This window comes from Streptomyces azureus (assembly GCF_001270025.1).
In the GTDB taxonomy this organism is placed as follows: domain Bacteria; phylum Actinomycetota; class Actinomycetes; order Streptomycetales; family Streptomycetaceae; genus Streptomyces; species Streptomyces azureus.
Genome location: NZ_DF968236.1, coordinates 31,209 through 48,653 on the forward strand (window position 1 = coordinate 31,209; position 17,445 = coordinate 48,653).

A 17,445-nucleotide genomic window follows, 5' to 3' on the forward strand; every position below is an offset into this window, starting at 1 on the left:
ACGAAGGACAGAGCATGACCGAACCCGTGGGGATCCGCGTCGAGGGAGTCCACTTCGGCTACCCCGGACGCCCAGTGCTGCGCGGCGTCGACGTGACCGTCGAACCAGGCGAGCTGACCGCGCTCATCGGCCTCAACGGCTGCGGTAAATCGACCCTGTTGCGGCTGGCCGCCGGGCTGCTGCGGCCCGACCGGGGGCGCGTGCTGCTCGGCGGGAACGATCTCGCCCGGCTCTCCCGCCGCGCCACCGCCCGCCACGTCGCGCTGCTGCACCAGTCGGCCCCGGCGGTTCCCGGCATGACAGTGCGTCAACTCGTACGTCAGGGCCGGTACGCGGCGCGCGGCCCGCTCGGCATGCTGCGCGAGGGCGACGACCCCGTCGTACGGCGTGCGCTGCGCGATGTCGGCGTGGAGCACTGGGCCGAGCGGGACGTCGACGCGCTGTCCGGGGGTGAGCGGCAGCGGGTCCGGCTCGCGATGGCGCTCGCGCAGGACACCCGGGTCCTGCTGCTCGACGAGCCGACGACGTACCTGGACCTGCACCACCAACTCGACGTGTTGCGGACCGTGGTGCGGCTGCGTGAGGAGCGGGGCCTCACCGTCGTGATGGTGCTGCACGACCTGGCCCACGCCGCCCGGTTCGCGGAGCGGATCGTGGCACTGCGGGACGGCCGTGTGGTGGCCGACGGGACGCCGAAGGAGGTCGTCACCCCCGAACTGCTCGCGGATGTCCTGAAGGTGGCGGGGCGGGTCGGGCAGGACCCCGAGGGCGGCTGGCCGGTGTGCTACCCGGATCATCCGCTGCCGGCGGACGCATACGAGGAGCCCTCGTGATCGTCCACCCCGAACTGCGTCGCGCCGCACGGCACGCACGGCGCCCCCTGCTCGCGGCCACCCTCCTGCAAGGGGCCGTCACCCTCACCCACCTCGCGCAGGCCGTGCTGCTGGCCGTCGCCCTCGCCGACGTGGCCACGGGCGACACCGGCCGGCTTCCGCTGCTCGTCGGGGCGGTGCTCGGCATCGTCGTCGCCCGGGCCGGGCTCGGCTACGGGCAGCGGCGCTCCGCCACCCGCGCCGGAGCGCAGGTCAGGGTCCGTCTGCGGGACGAACTCCTCGCTCACCTCGGACGGCTGGGACCCGCGTACCTGACCACGGCGCGCGCCGGCGCCGTCCGCACCACCCTGGTCGACGGGGTCGAGGGCGTCGACGCCTATCTCTCCCGCTACCTGCCCCAGCTCCTCATCACCCTCCTCGTGCCACCCCTGCTGCTCGCCGCCCTGGCCGCGGTCGAACCGGCCGCCCTCCTCGGCCTCGTTCCCGCCCTGCTCCTCGCTCTGTTCGGGCCGCGCGCCTGGGACCGGCTCCTCGCCAGGCGCGGCAAGGAACACTGGGACACCTACGAGCAACTGGGCGCCGACTACCTCGAAGCACTGCAGGGCATGCCCGCGCTGCGGGCCGCCGGCGCCGTCGGCCGCACCCGGGAGCGACTGGAGAAACGCTCGGCGGCGCTGCACCGGACCACGGTCGCCAAGCTCCGCGTGTCGCTCGTCGACACCGGGCTCACCGACCTGGCCATCCAGGGCGGGACCGCGGCCGCCGCGCTGCTCGCCTGCTGGTCGGCCGTCACCGGATCCACCACGGCGACCGGCACCTATCTGGTGCTGCTCCTGGCCTCCGAGTGCTTCCGGCCCGTACGCGATCTGTCCCGCGAATGGCACGCCGGGTACCTGGGCGTGTCGGCCGCCGACGGCCTCGCGGCGCTGCGCACCGCCCGACCAGCCGTGCCCGGCACCGGAACGGCACCGGCACACTGGACGAGCCCGCCCCAACTGCGCTTCGAGAACGTGGAGTTCGCCTACGACGGCGCCGACGCGCCGGCGCTGCGGGACGTCACCTTCACCGCCGAAGCGGGACGGATCACCGCGATCGCCGGCCCGTCCGGCGCAGGCAAGTCCACGCTGCTCGCCTTGCTCCTGCGCCACCGCGACCCACAGCGGGGCCGGATCACCGTCGACGGCCGGGACGTCACCGAGTACACACTCGACTCACTGCGGCAGGGCATCGCCGTGGTCTCCCAGGAGACCTACCTCTTCCACGCCACCATCGCCGACAATCTGCGCCTGGCCCGGCCCGACGCCCCGGACGACGACCTGATACGCGCCGCTCGCACCGCGGGCATCCACGACGAGATCGCCGCCCTCCCCGACGGCTATGCCACCGTCCTCGGCGAACGCGGCGCCACCCTCTCCGGCGGCCAGCGACAGCGCCTCGCCCTCGCCCGGGCCCTGCTGGCCGACGCTCCGGTGCTCGTGCTCGACGAGGCGACGAGCGCGGTCGACGAGCGCCGCGAGGCGGACATCGTCCGCGAACTGCTCGCCGCCGCGGGCGGCCGGACCGTCCTGGTGGTCGCGCACCGGCTCGCCGCCGTCCGGCACGCGGACCGCATCGTGGTGCTCGACGGGGGACGCGTGGACGCCGTCGGTGCGCATGCCGCCCTCGTCGAGGCCGGGGGCGTCTACGCCGAGCTGGTCAAGGCGGGCCACACGTATGAAGGAGGACTCGTCACATGAGCAGCACCACCGACGGCCGCGCGGGCGCCTCGCACAGCGACACACCCGACGCGTCCGTGCCCGCGCGGGGTTCCCTGCGCGCCCTGTTGCCGGCCCTCGGCGCACACCGGGCGATGGTGGCCCGCACCTGCGCCGCGGCGGTCGTGGAACAGGGCTCGCTGGTCGCGCTGCTGACACTGGCCGCGCACACCGTCGGTACCGCCGTCATCGCTGGCCAGGCCCCCTCGCCCCGCACGGTCACCGCTCTGGTCCTTCTCGTCCTCGTACGCCCCCTGATGACCTGGCGCGAGATGGACCTCTCGCACGACCTGGCCTACCGGGTGCTGGCCGAGCTGCGTGTGCGCGTCTTCGACGGGCTCGCCCGCAGCGCACCCGCCCGCGTGGCCGGCCGGCGCAGCGGGGACCTGGCCGCGACGGCGATGGCCGACGTGGAGGCGCTGGAGTTCTTCTACGCACACACCACGGCCCAACTCCTCGCATCCGGAGTGGTGTTCAGCGGCGGAACAACGGCACTGGCCATGGTGGAGCCCTGGTTGCCGGCGGCGGTGCTGCCGATCGCCGCGCTGCTCGCCGTGGCACCCTTCGCCGACGCACGTGGACGGGCCGCACGCGGGGCCCGTACCCGGGCGGCCGCCGCGAAGCTGTCGGCCGACACCGTGGAGGCCGTCGACGGGCTGCGTGAACTGCTCGCCTTCGGCGGGCTGCCCGAGCGGCGCGGCCGTCTCGCCGAACAGGGCCGGAAGGTGGGCAAGGCCCAGTGCGCGGAGGCCACCTGGGAAGCCATGGCCACCGCCGTACGAGATCTGCTCATCGTGCTCGCGGTCCTCGGCGTGGTCGCCGCCGCCGCGCAGTCCGTGGCCTCCGGACGGCTGGACGGAGCGTGGGCCCCGGCGGCGATGGCGCTCGCCCTTTCGGTGCTTGGCCCGGTCGCCGAGTCGGCCAGGGCGCTGAGCCAGGCCGTGGGGCTGCGCGCCGCGGCCGCCCGCGTCGACGCGGCTGTGAAAGCGCCCGCTCTCGCTCCACCGCCCGCCTCACCCCGCCCGCTTCCCCCGGGCCCGCTGGGCGTCCGGCTGCACCGGGTGAGTTTCGACTACGGGGGCCGGCCCGTGCTGGACGGGGTCGAGTTGACGGTTCCTGCGGGGCAGACCCTCGCCCTGGTCGGTGTTTCCGGAGCTGGGAAGTCCACGTGCGCCCATCTGCTGGCCCGTTTCTGGGACCCGTCCGAGGGATCTGTCCAGCTGGTACCCGGCGACGGCGCCGCCATCGATCTCCGCGACCTGGCCGACGCCGAACTTCGCCGTGCCGTCGCCGTCGTGGGCCAGGACACCCCTCTCTTCCACGGCACCCTCGCCGACAACCTGCGCCTGGCCGCACCGGACACGGATGACGACCTTCTCGCCGAAACGGCCCGGCTGTGCGGCGTCGACAGGATCGCCCCCCTGGACACTCCCGTCTCAGAGCGCGGCGCCTCCGTCTCCGGCGGTCAGCGCGCCCGGATCGCGCTGGCCCGCGCACTGCTGGCCGAGCCCAGGATTCTCGTGCTGGACGAGACCACCGCCCACCTGGACAACACAGGTGACGCCCAACTCGCCGCCGCGCTCGCCCAGGGCGACCGCACCACCATCGTCATCGCCCACCGCCCCACCACCATCCGCCGCGCCGACCGCATCGCCGTACTCGAAGCCGGCCGCATCGCCGAACAGGGCACCTGGGACGACCTCACAGCCCGCCCCGACGGCGCGCTCAACCGCGTGCTGACTCCGGCCGAGGCGGCGTGACGAGCGGTTACGCGAGGAGCAGGAGCACGCTGATCACCAGCATCAGCTGATCACCAGCATGGCCACGGAGGTGGCGCCGTGGATGCCGTAGACGGCCGTCTTGGGCCAAAGGGTCTGCCGGTCCAGCCACTCAATGCGCCCCGCCGTGACCGGCCGTCACACCCGCAGCGGCGAGACCACCCCCACAGTCGGCTCTGTGTGCCGGCAGTTCACAGCAGGACCACGCAGCCGCGCTGCTCCAGCTCGGAGAGCAGGTGCGGGGAGGGAGCACAGGGGTTCCAGCGCAGATCCAGCTTCTCCAGCGCGGGCATTCGTACGACCCGGTCCGGCAGTTGGATGATGCGGTTGCTTCGCAGGTCGAGCTGGCGAAGCCGGGGGAGGCGCATCACGGGCTCCGGCACCTCGTCGAGGGCGTTCTCCCGCAGGTCGAGGTGCCGTAGCTCGTCCAGTTCAGTGATCGAGGCCGGCAGGCTTGTGAGCTGGTTCCCCCGGAGCCAGAGTTCGCGCAGCTTGCGAAGACAGCCGATGCCGGCGGGCAACGTGGTCAGCCGGCTGTACTGGGCGCGGAGTTCGATCAGCTCGGTCATCCGGCCGATGGTTTCGGGTAGGGCGATGAGAGGGTTCTCGCCGACATTGAGATAGCGCAGCCGCGTCAGGTTTCCCAGCGAGTCCGGAAGCCGGGACAGGTTGTTGTCGTGCAAGTAGAGGCAGCCGCTGAGCTCGACCAGGTCGCCCAGAGAGTCGGGAAGCGAGGTGAGCTCGTTGTGGCCGAGGTCCAAGGTCGTGAGCCGGTGCAGTCGTCCGATCCGGGAGGGGAGGTCCGTGAGCCCGTTGTCCGCCAGGATCAGTACTTCCAGCTCGGTTCGCTCCCAGACCGGCTCGGGCACTTTCCCGAGCCGGTGGCGCCAGAGGCTGAGTGTGGTGGGTGTGGGCTGCACGGCCGTTGGGTTCCCTTCCGTCGACGGTTCCGTCCGAAGACAGATTCTCGTGCCGTGTAACCGCCTTTCATCACTGAGTACTTCGGGGTCAGCGCCCTACCGTGCTTGGGCTGTGCTATAGCATGTGGTAAATGACCTACTGTCAAGAAGGGCGACCAGTGGCCTACCGGCAGGAGGTCGACCGTCAAGAAACCCTCAGGTACATCGCGGGGCCCCCGTCAAATTCGCCCAGGAGGATCGAAGCCTCAACCCACTACCAATGAGGGATGCAGGCATGGCTACGCTCTTGTACCGGCTGGGCGCGCTCGGCGCTCGACGGTGGCGAACGATGTTGGTCGCATGGCTCCTGGCTCTTGGAGCGGTGATCGGCCTGGGGTTCGCGTTCGCAGGCTCCTTACAGGACAGCAGCTCCATCCCTGGGTCGCCGGCACAGGCGGCTCTGACCAAAATGGACCGTCACTTCCCCTCCCCGGACGTGCAGTCCGCCCAGATCGTCTTCCGGGCCCCCTCCGGGCACAAGGTGACCGATCCGGATCTGCGGAAGGCGCTGGCATCCACCCTCGCGGCGACGAGCGACGTAAGCGGCGTGACCGAAGTCGGCAATCCGGCCGAGGACGGCACCGTCTCCCAGGACGGACGCACCGCGGTCGCGGAGGTCAGCTTCACCACCAAGGCGGATGAGGACGTACCCGCCGGCACGCTCGACGCGGTGAAGGCCGCGGGCAGCCAGGCCGAGCAGGCGGGTCTGAAGACCATCTACGGAGGTGACGCCTACGAAGAGTCACATCCGCCCGTCGGGCCTACCGAGCTGATCGGGATGGGAGTGGCGCTGGTCATCCTCGTCATCACCTTCGGATCACTGGCCGCCGCGGGACTGCCGCTGCTCACCGCCATCCTCGGCGTTGTCGGCACCATGGCCGCGATGATGGGCCTGGCGACGGTGTTCGGCGTGAGCGACAACGCACCCACCCTGGCCATCATGCTGGGTCTCGCCGTCGGCATCGACTACTCCCTGTTCATCGTCTCGCGGCACCGCGCCCAGCTCGCCTCCGGCATACCCGTAGCGGAGTCCGTCGCGAAGGCCAACGCAACCGCAGGCAGTGCCGTCGTCTTCGCCGGCGCCACTGTGATCATCGCCCTCGCCGGCCTCTCGGTCGCCGGCGTCCCCATGCTCACCTCCATGGGCCTTGCCTCCGCAGGAGCCGTCGCCGCCGCCGTCGCCCTGGCCCTGGGCCTGCTTCCCCCACTTCTGGGAATGCTCGGCCGCAGGCTCATCCCCAAGCCCGGGACTCGCCCGAGCCGCAGGGCGGCACGGGCCGGCCGGACCCCGCTGGGCGTGCGCTGGACCGAGAGTGTGCTGCGTAGGCCGGTGCGTACCCTGATCATCGGATCCGTCAGCATCATCGCTCTCGCCCTCCCGGCGATGCAGCTGAAGGTCGCGGTCACAGACGAAGGCAACAGCCCCACCACCTCGTCGAGCCGTCAGGCCTACGACGCGATCAGTGATGCTTTCGGCCCCGGAGCGAACGGGCCTCTCGTCATCCTCGTCGAAGACGACGACCCCGCCGTCACCAACTCCACGGCTACCGCCGTCGAGGACGCGCTGGGTGACATCAACGGCATCGCGGATGTCAGTGGCGTCGACGTGGCCGAGGACAAGACAGCTGCCCGCATCCAGGTCGTCCCCGACACAGGGCCGCGGACCGAGGAGACCAGCAACCTCGTCTCACTCTTGCGTACCGAGATGCGGCCTCTCGCCCAGTCGAGCGGCAGCTACATCGCCGTCACCGGCATGACCGCGGTCAGCATCGACGTCGCCGACAAGCTCAGCGGCGCCCTGGCCCCCTTCGCGATCGTCGTCGTCGGCTTCTCGCTGCTCCTTCTCATGATCGCCTTCCGGTCCGTCGCCATCCCCGTCAAGGCCACCATCGGATTCCTGCTCTCCGTCGGTGCCGCGTTCGGAGCCACCGTCGCGGTCTTCCAGTGGGGCTGGCTGGCCGGCCCGCTGGGGGTGAACAGCGAGGGCCCCGTGGCCGGCTTCATGCCCATCATCGTCATGGCCGTCCTGTTCGGACTTGTCATGGACTATGAGGTGTTCCTCGTGTCCGCCATGCGGGAGGACTACGTCCACCACCGCAACGCACGCCTCGCCATCGTCAACGGAGCCCGCAACGCCGCCCGCGTGGTCACCGCGGCGGCCCTCATCATGATCTCGGTGTTCATCAGCTTCCTCTTCTCCCACGACGCCGACATCATGCCGATCGCGTTCGCCCTGGCCTTCGGAGTACTGGTGGATGCCTTCCTGGTCCGCATGACCCTCGTACCCGCGGTCATGGCTCTCCTCGGCGACCGGTCCTGGTGGCTGCCCCGCCGACTGGACCGTGTCCTGCCGCACTTCGACGTCGAAGGCGGGGACTTCCAGGCCCCCGGCACGGTGCCTCAGGTTCCCCTCCAACCCTCCACCCCAGTGACCATGTGACGCCATGAGACAGCAGGCCGATACCGGGATGTACATCTCTTCCGCCGTGAGGCAGAAGCAGTGGCAGACGTCGGACAACCCACTCCGCCGACACAAGGAGCACGTATGAACGCCGTCGACACGCCAGGCACCACCGACCGCGTGCTCGTGGTCGATGACGATCCCGGTATCCGGCGCCTGCTGATCTCAGCCCTCGGCTTCGCCGGTTTCGAGGTCGACGTGGCAGGCGACCTGACGGAAGCCCTTGAGCAGATCGACCGCCGGCCCCCCGACGTCGTCGTTCTCGACGTCATGCTCCCCAGCGCCGACGGATTCGAGATCCTCCAGCTGCTCAGGGCCCGTTCCGTGGACGTACCGGTCCTCTTCCTCACGGCCCGTGACGCGGTCGAGGACCGTGTACGCGGGTTGCGCCTGGGCGGTGACGACTACGTCACCAAGCCTTTCAGCGTCGTCGAAGTCGGCGCTCGCCTTCAGGCTCTCCTGCGCCGCGCACGCAGCGAATCCCCCCGCCCCTGAGGACACACCGCTGTCCTGCGCGGACCTGACCATGGACGATAGCCGTCACGAGGTCCGCCGTGCAGGTCGGACCGTCGAACTCTCACCCACCGAATACCGCCTCCTGAACTACCTCCTGAGTCACCAGGGCCACGTTCTCTCCCGCGCCCAGATCCTCGAAGCGGTCTGGCAGTACGACTTCGGTGGAGACACCGTCGTCGTCGAACGCTTCATCTCCAACCTCCGCCGCAAGATCGACCAGGGCCATGCTCCGCTGCTGCACACCGTCCGCGGCGTCGGCTACACCCTCCGGGAACAGGCCCACAAGTGAACCTCCGCAGTCGCCTCACCTGGTCCCGCTCCAGCGTCCGTCTGCGTCTGCTGGCCGGCCTCGCCGTCCTCCTCGTGTGCGGCCTTACAGCCAGCGCGGCCATCAGTGCCTTCCTTCTGGAGGAGTTCATCGACAAGCGCTACGAGAGGACCCTCCAGCACAGTGCCGATCGCCTCACCGAAGTGATCGAACGAGGACCCCAGACCGCCGACGCGGACCAACTCGCCGCCCTTCTCGGATCCCCCCTCGGCGTCATCGCCGTCGATCCGGACGACAAGGTCCTGGAAAGCACCGGATCCGCGACCCGGGCAGCCGGCGAAATCGTCGAGCTCTGCGCGACGGCACCGGTCGGCAGCATCGTCACCTACGAAGGGGACGAAGGACAGCACGGCCTCGCCGCGATCCGCATTCCCAGTCCCGGACTCATCGTCGACCGCGCGGGCGCCGACGAAGTCGTCAAGCCGGCCGCCCTCGTCCTCACCATCGACACCTCCGTGGACGACAGCACCATCGGCTCTCTCATCAAGCGCCAACTCGCCCTGGTCGGTGCCGCTCTGCTGGTCCTCCTGGGACTCGCCGTCATCGTTCTGCGCCTTGGCATGAGGCCCTTGGCCCGAATGGCCCGTAGTGCCGACGCCATTGCCGAGGGCCACCTCACGGAACGCCTGCCGACCAATCGGAACGGCAGCGAAGTCGACCGACTCGCCGAAGCCGTCAACCGAGCCTTCGACGCACAGGCCCGAGCAGAGGCGACGGTGCGCTCCCTGGCCGCCGACACCTCCCACGAACTGCGCACCCCGCTCTCCACGATCTCCGGCTGGCTCGACCTGCACCGCCAAGGCGGTGTCTCAGGACCGGGCTTGGAAACAGCCCTGGAGCACATCGAGAACGAAGTCGGACGGATGCGCCTGCTCGTCGAAGACCTCGCTCTGCTCGCTCGGCTTGATGCAGGCCGCCCCGTCGAGCAGAGCGACGTCGATCTCGCCGCCCTGGCCGCCGGGGTCATCGAGGACGCACAGATCATGTATCCCTTACGCAGCATCAGCATGGCATCCGCACCGCCTGCTCCCCTCATCGGCGATGCCAACCGCCTGCAACAGGTCCTGCGCAATCTCGTGGGCAACGCCGTCCAACACACTCCCGCCCAGACCGCCGTACTGGTCGAGATCAGACACAACCGTGATGACGTGCAGCTGTCCGTCATCGACGACGGCCCGGGCATCTCCCCTCAGGATCTGCCGCGTGTCTTCGAGCGATTCTGGCGTGCCGAGGCCAGCCGCAGCCGCGCCTACGGCGGTTCGGGTCTCGGCCTGGCCATCGTGGAAGCCATCGTTCACGCCCACCATGGCCAGGTGAACGTGGAGTCGGAGGTAGGAGTCGGGACCACCGTCACCATCCGGCTACCTCACCGGCAGCGTAGGAGCTGACGGCTACAAGCTCGTCAGTGGTGACGGGGGATCCTGCATCGCCGGTGTTGCAGACCCAAGCTCCCGTCCTCAGCCGGAGAAGCGCGCAGCGAGGCGCGACGTGTTGGAGGTTCGGCTGTGCGCGCGCATCAACTGCTCCGCGCGTTCGCCGTCTCCCGCTGCGATGGCATCGTAAATGGCGCGGTGCTGGCGGTAACGGTCCCGCACAGCGCTGCGCCGGTCGCTGTTGACCTCGTGCAGGACACCGTCGCGCCGTTCGTCCGCGCCGAAAGCGTCGACCATGTGCAGCATCTGAATCAACGTGGGATTACCGCTTGCCCGGTCGATCACCGCATGAAATTGACGCATGCAGTCCAGAATCTCGACGACCAGCTCGCGTTCGCGTTGGCTGCCCGCACCGACTCCGTCGGTCTCCATGAGCAATTCGTCTGCCCTGTCGAGCAGTTCGCACATCTGCCGCCGCTGTGCCGCGGTCGACTTCTGCGCGGCGAGCCGCGCGGACAGTGCGCGCAGTGAGTCCTCGATCATGGTGAACTCGCGCAGTTCGCTCTCGTCGAACTTGGCGATCCGCACGGACCGGGGACCGACCCTTTCAACGAGTCGATCCTGTTCGAGGCGCCGCAGTGCTTCCCGGACAGGAGTGGCGCTGATGTCCAGCGATTCGGCCAGTCCGCGCTCGGTCACCTTCTCCCCGCGCTTGAGCGAGCCTGAGATGATCCCTTCCCGGATCGCTCTGTAGGCCTGGTCCCCCAAGGTCTCGGGCGCCATAAGTTGCGGCAACTCTCCCATGCGCCGGATGCTATTTGCTGTAGCGTGTCAGGTCAACCGCAGGCTGAACGCGGTGAGTGTGGATGGGGGATCGCATGAAGATGTCGATCGACGACTTGCGGTTCTTCCAGGTCGTCGCTGCAAGCGAGACACTCACGGCGGCAGCGCATCAACTCGGGTGTTCGGTTTCCGTCATCAGCAAGCGGCTGAGGGCACTCGAGGAGCGCCTCGACGTCCGTCTGGCCCAGCGAGGCACCCGCCGCCTGGTCCTGACCTCGGAGGGCGCCCTGTATGCGAGCAGACTCGGCTCGATCCTCGATCAGCTCCGGGAACTCGAAGAGCTTGTGACCGACCGCTCGGGGGAGCTGCGTGGCTCCCTGGTCGTCCGGGCGACCCTCGGTCTGGGCCGCGCGCACGTGGCTCCGCTGTTGGCGGAGTTCGCAGCCCTGCACCCCAAGCTTCAGGTGCGACTCGACACGTCGGCGCTGCCCCTGAGACCTCATCGGCGCGAGTTCGACGTGGCCGTTCACGTCGGCAGCCCGCCCGACTCCTCGATGCGCATGCGCCGGCTGGCGGAGAACCGTCGCGTGCCGTGCGCGGCTCCGTCCTATCTGGCCCGGCGCGGAACCCCCACCCGAGTAGAGGATCTCGCACAGCATGACTGCATCGTGCTCCGCGAGAACGAGAGTGACTTCGCGCTCTGGCGGTTCGGTGATGTCAGTGACCCGCGACATGTGCGGGTGCGCGGGTCCTTGTCGAGCAACGACGGGGACGTGGTGACCAGTTGGGCTCTTGAGGGCCGTGGCGTGATCATGCGTTCCGAATGGCATGTCCGCGCCCATATCGAGAGAGGTGAGCTCGTTCGCGTACTCCCTGGCGTGCCGACGCCCGCGGCTGACATCCATGCCCTGCTCGAGGACGACGGACACGTTCCCCGCCGTGTGACGGAGCTGATCGATCATTTCGCGGCCCGCCTGCCTGCGCGTCTGGGGCGATCAAGGTGATGTGACAGAGCAGCCGAGCGCTCGCAGCAGGCCTCAGCGATCTCTTGTGCTGCGATCACGGCGACCACATGGAAGAACCGCATGTCGTCCGCGCTGAACGGGATTCGGCCGCGCGGCGACCGGAACGGCACAGGCTTTCCAGGAGGGAAAGCCCACCTTGCCGGCTACGGGCTTGTAACGCCCGTCGCCGCTGGCCAAGGTGGGCTCACGCCACGAGGTGGCCGCGACGCACCGGACCGGGCGTTCCCCACCGAACGAGCGCATCGATCACGCAGGCTGAGGAGTTGATTCGTGCCGAAGACTTATCGCATCGCGGCGATCCCGGGCGATGGGATCGGCCGAGAGGTCGTCCCTGAGGGCCTGAGGTGCCTCCAGGCCGCCTCCGAGGTCCACGGCTTCCAACTCGACGTCACCGAGTTCGACTTCGCCAGCGCCGACTACTGGCTCGAGCACGGCACGATGCTGCCCGAGAACTGGCGGGACCTGCTCGGCGCCTATGACGCGCTCTACTTCGGTGCGGTCGGATGGCCGGAGGTGGTCCCGGACCACGTGTCGCTGTGGGGCAGTCTCCTGAAGATGCGGCGCGGGTTCGACCAGTACGTCAACCTGCGTCCGGTCCGGCTGCTGCGCGGCGTGCGCAGCCCTCTGCGCGACTACCAGCCCGGTGACATCGACTTCTACGTCGTCCGCGAGAACACCGAGGGTGAGTACTCCAGCATCGGCGGCCGGATCTTCGAGGGCACCGACCGTGAGACCGTGATGCAGGAAACCGTGATGACACGGACGGGCGTCGACCGTGTGCTGCGCTACGCGTTCGATCTCGCTTCCGCCCGCCCCGCCAAGCGCCTGACCTGGGCGACGAAGAGCAACGGGATCTCGATCTCCATGCCCTACTGGGACGAGCGCGCCGCTGAGATGGCGGCCCGGTATCCCGGGGTGACCGCGGACAAGGATCACATCGACATCCTCACCGCCAAGTTCGTCCTGCAACCGGACCAGTACGACGTGGTCGTGGCCAGCAACCTCTTCGGCGACATCCTCTCGGACCTCGGTCCTGCCTGCACCGGCACGATCGGCATCGCCCCCAGCGCCAACATCAACCCCGACCGTACGTACCCCAGCCTGTTCGAGCCGGTCCACGGGTCAGCCCCCGACATCGCCGGCCTCGGCGTCGCCAACCCCGTAGGCCAGATCTGGAGCGGCGCGATGATGCTCGCGCACCTCGGTGAACACGAGGCGGCCGCGCGCATCGTGGAGGCGATCGAGAGCGTTCTCGACGCACAGCCCGGCGTCCTCACCCCCGACCTCAAAGGCACGGGCACCACGGCGGAGCTCGGAAAGGCCATCGCGGACCAGATCGTGGCGGACCTGCCCGCAGACGACAACGGGGGAGCGGCGCCCGCCGACCCTGCCGGGGAGGGCACCTCGGCATCGTGATCAGGCCTGTCTCCGATCCGATCGGCCTCCAGCGGACCTTGTCAAGAATCTGATCCAGCAGCCTCCGGTATGGCGGTGGCGCGAAGGGACGACCTCTCCCATGACGACGATGTCGGCAGGGCAGCGCTCACGGACGCGGCGCATCACGTTCCTGGTCGCTCTCGCGGTCTTCGCACAGGAGTCGACCTGGAACTTCTATGAGTCCCAGGTGCCACCGCTCCTGCGAGAGCACATCAGCAGCGCAGGCGTCGTGGGTCTGCTGATGGGCATGGACAACCTGCTGGGCATTTTCATCCAGCCGTGGATCGGCAACCGGTCGGACCGCACGAGGACCTCCTGGGGGCGGCGCATGCCCTATCTCGTGGTCGGGATGCCGATCGCCGCCGCACTGTTCGTGATCATCCCGCACACCTCAGCGTCACTGCCCCTCCTGATCGTGACCATGTTCATGTACGCACTCGTGGCGAACACCTTCAAGCCGATCGCCGAAGCGCTCGTTCCGGACTTCATCGCGCCCGAGCGACGCAGCCGGGCCAACGCCGCAGTCAAGATCGCCTCAAGTCTGACAGCCGTCGTTGCGGCGGCCATCAGTATTTTTCTGGTCGACAACCATCTGAGCATCGCGTTTGCGATCCCTGCGGTCATCATGCTGCTCTCCGTCGCGGTGCTCGCGGCCACCGTGCGCGACAGCCAGTCCCCGGCCTACCAGGCCGCGGTGGCGGAAGGCCTTGAGGTCCAGCACGCCGAGCGCAAGGAGCCACGCGTCCGGGACACCTTTTTCGAGATCCTCGGGGACACCGACCGCAGTCGGCTCCTGCTGCTCGTCGCGATCTTCCTGTTCGGCAGCGCGTGGGCCGCGTCCCGGTCGTTGATGACGCCGTACGGAACCGAGGCTCTCGACATGTCACGGGGAGCCGCCGGTGGTCTGACACTGCCCAGTGGTATCGCTTTCATCGTGGCGGCCTATCCGGCGGCGGTACTTGCCGAACGCTATGGACGCCTCCGGGTCATGGCCATCGGTATGTCGGTCTTCGCCGCGGCCATGGTGCTGGGGACGATCGTCCCTACACCCGCGGGCGCCACCGTGGCCTTGTGCGTCGCGGCAGCCGGCGCGACGTGTTTCCTGGTCAATGCGGTAGTGGTCCTGTGGAACCTCGCCCCCTCCGCCCGAGTCTTCGGGACCTACGCCGGCATGTACACCGTCGGCTGGGCCGGCGGTGGCTTCGTGGGCCCGGCACTGGTCGGCGCGATGGTCGACGTCACCGGCTGGCCCTTGATGCTCCTCGACATCGCCGTCGTCGCCGCGCTGGCGATCATCGTCGTCGTCAGGATCAGCGCCCTGCAGCGTCGAACCGCCCTGACCGTCGCAACGTAACGAACCGAGTCCTGCACCCCATGCCATCCAGGCGACGGGCGCAGCCAGAGATGGGGAACGTGTGCCTCGCATCCTGATCACCACGGACTACCTACGGCCCGGCGACGAGGTCGACCAGTACCTTCGGACACACGGTCACACGACGGTCCACTCGCCCCTGGTCGGTCGACGCGACCCGGAGCAACTCGTAGCCGCCCTCGACGGGATCGACGCGGCGCTCGTCGCGAACGAGCCCTTGACCGCCGAGGTCCTGTCCCGAGCGCCCAGGCTGCGAGCCATCGTGCGCACCGGCGTGGGATACGACTCGATCGACGTCGTTGCCGCGGCCGAGCTGGGGATCACGGTGAGCAATCTGCCGGGGATCAACGCCAACGCTGTGGCTGAGTACACCATCGGTCTGATGCTGGCTGCGGCCCGGCGTCTGGTGCAGAGCGCGGCGGGCGTCGAGGCCGGCGGCTGGCCGAGGGAAGACGGTCATGAACTGCGCGGCAGGACTCTCGGGCTGCTCGGATACGGGGCCGCCGCGCGCGCCGTTGTGCCGCTTGCGCAGGCTTTCGGCATGCGGGTGCTCAGCACGACCGGTGTGCCGGAGAAGGAGCGAAGCGATTGGGCGGTGCGGTTCGTTGAGCTTCCCGAATTGCTGGCAACCGCCGACTACCTGTCGGTGCACACCGCGCTGACGGAACGGACGCGAGGTCTTCTCGGCGCCCCCGCTTTCCGTCAGATGAAACCGACAGCGATCCTGATCAACACCGCGCGCGGAGCCATCGTCGACGAGCAGGCACTCGCCGATGCCGTGCGCACCGGACAGATCGCCGCGGCGGCACTCGACGTGGTGAGCGACGAGCCGCTCGCGGCCGACAGTCCGCTGCGGAATGTGGACGGGATCGTTGTCTTCTCCCACCTGGCGGGGCAGACCGCCGAGGCCCGGGCGGCCGCCGGCCTCGATGGCGCGGCAGAGGTGGTGGCCGCACTCGCGGGGCGCCCCCGGTTCCCGGTGGACGCTCACCTGCTGCCACAGACATCCGCCGCCAAGGGAGCCGAATGACACCTACGCGGCAAGTGCCGAACGCCGATCAGAAGGATTCAGGAAGAGGAATGATGCGAAACCAACCGGCTGACTCCGTCAAGGTCCTGGCACCGACCGGCATGCTCGGAGCCGGCTTTCCCGAATCCACGATCGAGCGCGGTCTGGAACTCGGCGCCGACGTGATCTCCGTGGACGGAGGGAGCACCGACTCCGGTCCCTACTACCTCGGTTCGTCCCAGCCCAAGACCACGCGCGCGGCAGTCGCCCGCGACCTGCGTGTGCTGCTGAAGGCCGCGGCACGTGCCGGTATCCCGCTGATCGTGGGCTCGTGCGGCACCAGTGGCACCGACCACGGTGTCGACTGGGTCGCGGGCATCGTCGCCGAGATCCTTTCGGACGAAGGGCTGAGTCTGCGGGTTGCCCGGATCTACAGCGAGCAGGATGCCGACACGCTCAAGGAGCGTCTGGCATCCGGGCATATCCATGCTCTGCCTCCGCTGGGCGACCTGAAGCCCGAGACGATCGAGAACTGCACCCACATCGTGGGCATGATGGGACATGAGCCGATCGTCGCCGCGCTCGAAGCCGGCGCCCACGTGGTGCTCGCAGGCCGCGCCACCGACACCGCCGTCGCGGCCGCCTGTCCCCTCATGAAGGGGATGCCGGCCGGACCGACGTGGCATGCCGCCAAGATCGTCGAATGCGGCGGACAGTGCACCAGCAACCCACGAGCCGGTGGCGTGCTGGCCACCATCGACGCCGACGGCTTCACCATGGAGCCGCTCGACCCCGCCGTCTCGTGTACGCCGACCCTGGTTGCCGCGCACATGCTGTACGAGACGGCGAACCCTTTCCAGATGCGTGAACCCGACGGAACCCTGGACGTCCGTGAGGCCACGTACACGGCTCTCGACGATCGCACGGTGCGTGTCGAGGGCTCGCGGTTCCACGTCGCCGACCAGCACACCATCAAGCTGGAGGGCGCCCGGATCACCGGCTACGAGACGCTGTCGTTCAGTGCCGTCCGCGATCCGCACATCCTTGCGAACATCGAGGACTGGGCTCACCTTCTGCGCGTGATGCTCACACAGCGGGTGGAGCAGACGCTCGGCCTCAGCGAGGACAAGTACAGCTTCGACGTACGTCTCTACGGCTACAACGCGGTACTGAAGGACCTCGACCCGGGCCATGACGCGCCTCGTGAGGTGGGAGTCATGCTTCTCGTCAACGCGCCGGACCAGGAAACCGCCACAGCCGTAGCGAAGATCGCCAACCCGTTGATGCTGCATCTGCCGACACCCGACATGAACTACCTGCCGAGTCTCGCCTTCGCGACCTCCCCGGCCGAGGTCGAGCGCGGGCCCGCGTATGAGTTCGTGCTCAACCATGTCGTCGACAGCATCACCCCCACCGACATGTTCCGCATCGAGATCGAGGAGACCTCACACCATGGCTGAGCCCGGCCCCACCACTCTCGGAGATCTGGCATTCGAGGTCCGGTCGAAGAACGCCGGGCCCTTCTGGGTCACCATGGAACTGTTCATGCGTGATTCGGACGGTTACGGCATCGCGGCTGACGAGTCGTTCCTCAACGAGCGCACGGTCGCCGAGCTCTACGGAGTCGACGAGACCGAGATCCAGATGTTCCGCATCCCGTCGCTGAACGTCGTCAAGATCTCTTTCCCTCGTCCTGTCAGTCAGGCTTCGCTCCGCGACCGAGACATCCACTCCGGCCAACACCATGTGCCCCTGGCGATGTTGCCCGTACCCGCTGCCGACGGCACCCGGGAGCAGTGAGCGCGCGAGGAGCCGGG

At 68.8% G+C, this 17,445-nt stretch carries 15 protein-coding genes; 13 read left to right on the forward strand and 2 right to left on the reverse strand.

The features are described from left to right. Positions 1–14: 14 nt before the first annotated feature. From AOQ53_RS10845 to AOQ53_RS10855, 3 genes are read left to right on the forward strand one after another with little or no spacing between them, the layout of a single operon-like run. Positions 15–833 (forward strand): ABC transporter ATP-binding protein, encoded by an 819-nt coding sequence (locus AOQ53_RS10845; protein WP_059416793.1) that lies wholly within the window; start codon positions 15–17, stop codon positions 831–833. Further along, positions 830–2,569: an ABC transporter ATP-binding protein/permease gene (locus AOQ53_RS10850; RefSeq protein ID WP_059416794.1), complete on the forward strand. Its 1,740-nt coding sequence runs from the start codon at positions 830–832 to the stop codon at positions 2,567–2,569. The genes AOQ53_RS10845 and AOQ53_RS10850 overlap by 4 nt, the downstream gene beginning before the upstream one ends. Beyond that, positions 2,566–4,347, forward strand: coding sequence for an ABC transporter ATP-binding protein (locus AOQ53_RS10855; protein WP_059416795.1), 1,782 nt, complete (start codon positions 2,566–2,568; stop codon positions 4,345–4,347). The genes AOQ53_RS10850 and AOQ53_RS10855 overlap by 4 nt, the downstream gene beginning before the upstream one ends. Positions 4,348–4,556: 209 nt before the next feature. On the opposite strand, the gene AOQ53_RS10860 is transcribed toward AOQ53_RS10855, so the two are convergent. Further along, the gene (locus AOQ53_RS10860; protein WP_059416796.1) at positions 4,557–5,285 is read right to left on the reverse strand and encodes a leucine-rich repeat domain-containing protein; all 729 of its coding nucleotides are present in this window, start codon (positions 5,283–5,285) and stop codon (positions 4,557–4,559) included. Positions 5,286–5,733: 448 nt separating this feature from the next. Here AOQ53_RS10860 and AOQ53_RS10865 point away from each other — a divergent pair, with 448 nt between their 5' ends. From AOQ53_RS10865 to AOQ53_RS10875, 4 genes are all read left to right on the forward strand, one after another. After that, entirely contained in the window at positions 5,734–7,764 is a 2,031-nt protein-coding gene (locus AOQ53_RS10865) for an MMPL family transporter (RefSeq protein WP_236711650.1), read from the forward strand. A gap of 105 nt (positions 7,765–7,869) precedes the next feature. Next, on the forward strand, positions 7,870–8,280 hold the full coding sequence (locus AOQ53_RS48370) for a response regulator transcription factor (protein WP_456293487.1): 411 nt from the start codon (positions 7,870–7,872) through the stop codon (positions 8,278–8,280). Positions 8,281–8,311: 31 nt separating this feature from the next. After that, positions 8,312–8,590, forward strand: coding sequence for a winged helix-turn-helix domain-containing protein (locus AOQ53_RS48375; protein ID WP_456293488.1), 279 nt, complete (start codon positions 8,312–8,314; stop codon positions 8,588–8,590). Then, on the forward strand, positions 8,587–10,017 hold the full coding sequence (locus AOQ53_RS10875) for a sensor histidine kinase (RefSeq protein ID WP_059416798.1): 1,431 nt from the start codon (positions 8,587–8,589) through the stop codon (positions 10,015–10,017). The genes AOQ53_RS48375 and AOQ53_RS10875 overlap by 4 nt, the downstream gene beginning before the upstream one ends. 69 nt (positions 10,018–10,086) lie before the next feature. On the opposite strand, the gene AOQ53_RS10880 is transcribed toward AOQ53_RS10875, so the two are convergent. After that, positions 10,087–10,806, reverse strand: a complete 720-nt coding sequence (locus AOQ53_RS10880; protein WP_059416799.1) for a GntR family transcriptional regulator — start codon at positions 10,804–10,806, stop codon at positions 10,087–10,089. Positions 10,807–10,880: 74 nt separating this feature from the next. On the opposite strand from AOQ53_RS10880, the gene AOQ53_RS10885 reads away from it, so the two are divergent. The 6 genes from AOQ53_RS10885 (at position 10,881) to AOQ53_RS10910 (ending at position 17,428) form a co-directional block, all read left to right on the forward strand. Then, complete coding sequence (locus AOQ53_RS10885) at positions 10,881–11,789, forward strand: LysR family transcriptional regulator (protein WP_059416807.1); 909 nt, start codon at positions 10,881–10,883, stop codon at positions 11,787–11,789. A 291-nt stretch (positions 11,790–12,080) separates the two neighbouring features. Beyond that, the gene (locus AOQ53_RS10890; protein WP_059416800.1) at positions 12,081–13,226 is read left to right on the forward strand and encodes a tartrate dehydrogenase; all 1,146 of its coding nucleotides are present in this window, start codon (positions 12,081–12,083) and stop codon (positions 13,224–13,226) included. A gap of 109 nt (positions 13,227–13,335) precedes the next feature. Then, complete coding sequence (locus AOQ53_RS10895; RefSeq protein ID WP_201785068.1) at positions 13,336–14,601, forward strand: MFS transporter; 1,266 nt, start codon at positions 13,336–13,338, stop codon at positions 14,599–14,601. Positions 14,602–14,662: 61 nt separating this feature from the next. Further along, positions 14,663–15,649: a phosphoglycerate dehydrogenase gene (locus AOQ53_RS10900; protein WP_059416802.1), complete on the forward strand. Its 987-nt coding sequence runs from the start codon at positions 14,663–14,665 to the stop codon at positions 15,647–15,649. 50 nt (positions 15,650–15,699) lie between these two features. After that, positions 15,700–17,088, forward strand: coding sequence for an acyclic terpene utilization AtuA family protein (locus tag AOQ53_RS10905; protein ID WP_236711651.1), 1,389 nt, complete (start codon positions 15,700–15,702; stop codon positions 17,086–17,088). After that, a complete protein-coding gene (locus AOQ53_RS10910; RefSeq protein WP_059416803.1) occupies positions 17,081–17,428 on the forward strand; it encodes a DUF4387 domain-containing protein in 348 nt (115 codons plus the stop codon). Before AOQ53_RS10905 ends, AOQ53_RS10910 begins: the two co-directional genes overlap by 8 nt. The last annotated feature ends 17 nt before the right edge of the window (positions 17,429–17,445 follow it).